This window comes from Rhodoferax ferrireducens (assembly GCF_003347515.1).
In the GTDB taxonomy this organism is placed as follows: domain Bacteria; phylum Pseudomonadota; class Gammaproteobacteria; order Burkholderiales; family Burkholderiaceae_C; genus Rhodoferax.
The window spans coordinates 1-502 of record NZ_QEII01000309.1 but is presented as its reverse complement, the minus strand read 5'-3'; the positions used below and the strand labels follow the sequence as shown (position 1 = coordinate 502).

At 63.7% G+C, this 502-nt stretch carries 1 protein-coding gene; it reads right to left on the bottom strand.

Annotation, left to right across the window (positions count from 1 at the left end; all coding sequences use genetic code 11):
- Positions 1 to 502: IS3 family transposase (locus C5P05_RS24635; protein WP_114972508.1), on the bottom strand; the 502-nt coding region annotated here is incomplete at both ends.

The window sequence follows — 502 nt, the reverse complement described above, 5'->3', positions numbered from 1 at the left end:
TCCATTACCGCGTTGTCCCAGCAGTTGCCCTTGCGGCTCATGCTGCCGATCAGGCCATACTTGCTCAGCAGCGCCTGGTGTGCAGCGCTGGCATACTGGCTACCGCGGTCCGAATGCACGATCAATCCTGGCGCCGGTTGGCGCTGCGCGATGGCCAGTTGCAGTGCCCGGCACACCAGCGTGGCCTGCATGTCCGGTGCCATCGCCCAGCCCACGACCTTGCGTGCAAACAAGTCCAGCACCACTGCCAGATACAGCCAGCCGCTGCGCGTTCGGACGTAGGTGATGTCGGCCACCCAGGCCTGGTTGGGCCGCGTCGGGTTGAACTGCCGGTTCAACACATTGGGCGAAATCGGCAGCGCATGCCGGCTGTCGGTTGTGTGCACGAATTTGCGCTTCCATACCGAGCGCAGTCCGTGCTTGCGCATCAGACGGCGCAGACGGTAGATGCCAATCACGATCCCTCGCGAGGCCACTGCCGTGCGCAAACGACGACTCCCAT